We start from the raw sequence: 3645 nt of genomic DNA, 5'->3' as shown, positions 1-3645 counted from the left end.
TTTTTATCTTAAGTCTTCTAAGTCCAGTATAAAGTTTAGTTTTTATTGTATTTGTATTTTGTGATAGTACATTTGCTATCTCATCTATTTTCATATCTTCAAAGTATCTTAAAACTATAATAACTCTATATTCTTCTGGAAGCTTTTCTAGTGCTCTTTGAAGATCTATATCCGTATATGTGTCATTTGAATTGTGTTCGTCAAATAACAATTCTTCTCCTAAAGTTACATACTTACTATTTTTTCTTATGTAGTCTACAGAACTATTTATTAAAATTTTATAAAACCATGGTTTAATAGCTTCTTCATCTTTAAGAGAATCTAATTTTGAAAGTGCCTTACATATAGAATCATGTACTATATCTAATGCATCATCTTGATTTTTTACATAACTATATGCTACTTTGTAAAAACTTTCTTGATTGTTTACTATATAGTCTTTGACTTTCTTTTCTTTAATTTTTTTATTTGAGCTCAATAATTTCATTTTAAATCTATAGACCTCCTTTCACCTTACATATATATAGACGCTTTATATACAGTAAAAAGTTTTAATTTTTTTAATTTATATATAATTTTTTATAATTTCTTATAATTTCTTATAATTTCTTATTTAGTTTAGTTTTCATCAATTTAAAAAGAGTATCATTATCTAATGATACTCTAAAAAAACTTCACTTTTATTTTTAATAGTTTTTCTAATTTTAATTTATAATATGCTAAGTGCTTTTTCTAAATCACATATTAAGTCATTATAATTTTCTAATACTATAGAAAGTCTTATGCTTCCTAAACTAATTCCCATAGCCTCAAACTTGTCTGGAGTCATCTCTTTTAAATAACTCCCCATAAAGTTATTCACAGGTCCATAGATATTTTTTAATGTAATTATATGGCCGTTTGGTTTTATAAAGTGCATAATGCAGAAGATATTGCAGCCATTCCTGATGTAAACAGCTTTTCACCATAGTGCAAAAACATAGTTTCATCGTAATTACTTTCTCTCATAAAACCCCTCCTAAATATACTTATTTATAGAGTTTGATGCGTTTATATATATATCCTTTTGAAAAATTTAAAATAGCTGTATTTAGTCCATTTTATACTAAATACAGCTATTTTTATATTATATATCGCTATTTAAAATTTGTCTTGGCCATGATAGCAAATCCTTTTTAGCTATTTTAAGCCATTTTTCATCTGGGAAATGTAAGTCACAGAAGTAATTATGATAATTAGCTGTCCAAACATACTTATCCCAAACTACTATATTCGTTTTATGTTTATGTAGTAATTCTTCAAGCTTCTTTTTATGTCTAAACAATAGCTCTTGTTGAACTCTCTCAAATTCATAGTCATTACTACACTCTGTATAATATTTAAATATAGTATTTAGGTAGTTTAAAAACCACTGGCCATCACTATCTATAAGTATCTTATTCTTTTGGGGAGCTACATCGTAATAATTTATATATTTTTGTAGTCTTTTTACAGTCTTGTCATCAAGTACAATTCTTGGATAACAAGATACGTTACTTTCTGTATTGTGAGCATCAAGAAGAGCTGGGCCGAATACTATATCATCATTTATATAAAATTCTCCAACACTAACTCCACCTCTTACAAATAAACCTTCTAAAGATAAGTTAAACTGATACTCTGATACATTTTCTAATATCTCGTCTAATTCTTCTTCTCCATCTCCATTTATAGGATATGCAACAACCATATTGTCAGTAAATATTTTAATCTTTCCTTTACTATATTTATTAGGGATTATGCACTGTTTATTTTTATTTATAAGATAATTGATTTCTTTAAGTAGTTTATCTCCATATCCTTCTTGGCAAGAATCTACTATCATCTGAGAAAATCCTAATATATCTATTGCGCATACCATAGAGTTAACTAAACTAGGGTTATCCTTATCATATATTTTTACACTCATTTACACACATCCTTAAATACTAATTATAGTTTCAATTTATTATACAATAATTTTAAATTTTCTAAAACTATTATCAACAATTTCTTATATATGTAATTTTTTTAAGCGTAAAAAAAAGGAGAGTAATCCCCCCTCCTTTTTTATCTATCCTACAACTTTTTCATTTTTACTTTCTTTTAAACTATGTTTTTTCTCATATACTGTAAACAATACAAATCCTATTAATGCAAATACTAATGGTCCACCTACCATAGTTAATGTATCACCTACTCTTGCAGGAGAATCCATTAGAGGTTCTATTATAGTAAATACATTAGCGAATCCTACTATTCCAGTTACTATTATAGCTGATATAGTAGCACTAGCCTGAGATTTAAACACAACATATTCCTTTGGTATTTCTCCCTTTAATTGCTTTTTCTTAAATGCTGGGAATGCTGCTGATAAGAACATATATGTTATAGTCATTGCAACATTTGTCATTAAAGTTAGTATTGTAAAGAATTGTTTTGCGTTACTTCCTCCAAAAGATACTAATAAAATAATACATATTACTATAATCGCTTGAACTTTCATAGCATTTACAGGCATACTATTTTTTAAGTCTCCTAATTTGCCAGGCCATAATTCTTTTGGTGCTCCTTGTATTAACGTTTTAAGAGGAGAATAAGTTAATGTAAAGAATGCTCCAGTTAATGCTAAGAACATTGAGAACCCAACAAATCTAGCAGTCCAAGCTCCCATAGTAAGAGCTATACTTTCAGATAACCCAAATCCTATTCCTACTTTGTATCCTAAATTTGCCATTAATACATATGTAGCATTTGCCATATTTACATTTTCTCCAGATAATACTTCACTCCAGTTAGTAAACATACCACATGCAAATATACCAATTGCATATCCTACAGATATAACTACTGCAGATATTGCAAGCCCTTTAGGGAACGTTTTTTCAGCATTTTCAGTTTGGTCAACAAGACCACCTAAAACTTCTAACCCTCCAAATGCAAATACTGCAAATGTTAAGAATGATAAAACAGGCACAAAACCTTGGTAATCAGGACTTGGTGATATAGTGAAGGCTTGAGCCGCATTACTTATAGGTTCTGCTAATTCCCCAGTTAAAACTACTACTAATATACCTCCAACTAATAAGACTATATTAAGTAGTGCAACAGCAGTTCCACCTATAGAAGTTATTTTACTTATTTTGTCAACTCCTTTAGTAGCTACAAATGTAACAACTGCTATCCATATTACACCTAATATTCCTAAAGTTTGAACTGATGTTAATCCAAATAAGCTCCAACTTCCTGTAACATCTGTACCAAATATAGCATTTGATAATGGTATCCATAAACTAGAAGAAACACTTACCATCCAAATTACATAAGATGCGTACCACATAAATGTACCTATAAAAGCATATTTAGCTCCTACAGATTTTTCCATCCATGAATACATACCTCCACTTTCTTTTTTAAATGCAGATCCATATTCAGCCATCATAAATGCATATGGTATAAAGAATAGTACAGCACTTAATACGTACCATGGTATAGCTGCATACCCCATTAAGTAGAATGCTCTTGGCATATTACCAAATCCAAATACCGATGTAAATATCATAAGTATTAATGGTACTAGCGTAAGCTTTTTAACATTATTATTGCTTGGTTGTGACATGTGAATCC

The 3645-nt window shown here is 28.9% G+C and carries 4 protein-coding genes; all 4 read right to left on the bottom strand.

Annotated features, from left to right (window positions below):
- Nucleotides 1–487: RNA polymerase sigma factor (locus tag ACRDDE_RS11390; protein ID WP_438627406.1), on the bottom strand; the 487-nt coding region annotated here is incomplete at its 3' end.
- A gap of 222 nt (nucleotides 488–709) precedes the next feature.
- Nucleotides 710–850, bottom strand: a complete 141-nt coding sequence (locus ACRDDE_RS11385) for a hypothetical protein (protein ID WP_438627404.1) — start codon at nucleotides 848–850, stop codon at nucleotides 710–712.
- A 276-nt stretch (nucleotides 851–1126) separates the two neighbouring features.
- Complete coding sequence (locus ACRDDE_RS11380) at nucleotides 1127–1948, bottom strand: hypothetical protein (RefSeq protein WP_438627402.1); 822 nt, start codon at nucleotides 1946–1948, stop codon at nucleotides 1127–1129.
- Between the two features lie 144 nt (nucleotides 1949–2092).
- On the bottom strand, nucleotides 2093–3637 hold the full coding sequence (yjeM, locus tag ACRDDE_RS11375) for a glutamate/gamma-aminobutyrate family transporter YjeM (RefSeq protein WP_438627408.1): 1545 nt from the start codon (nucleotides 3635–3637) through the stop codon (nucleotides 2093–2095).
- Between the last annotated feature and the right edge of the window lie 8 nt (nucleotides 3638–3645).

Source organism: Paraclostridium sp., assembly GCF_051656405.1.
GTDB lineage: Bacteria > Bacillota > Clostridia > Peptostreptococcales > Peptostreptococcaceae > Paraclostridium.
The sequence above is the reverse complement of the archived record's forward strand: the minus strand, read 5'-3'. Positions and strand labels throughout refer to the sequence as shown.

Excerpts from the sequence above, each read along its gene's own strand:
- ACRDDE_RS11385 (WP_438627404.1), bottom strand. The coding sequence starts at position 850 with ATGGGGAGTTATTTAAAAGAGATGACTCCAGACAAGTTTGAGGCTATG.
- ACRDDE_RS11380 (WP_438627402.1), bottom strand. The coding sequence starts at position 1,948 with ATGAGTGTAAAAATATATGATAAGGATAACCCTAGTTTAGTTAACTCT.
- yjeM (WP_438627408.1), bottom strand. The coding sequence starts at position 3,637 with ATGTCACAACCAAGCAATAATAATGTTAAAAAGCTTACGCTAGTACCA.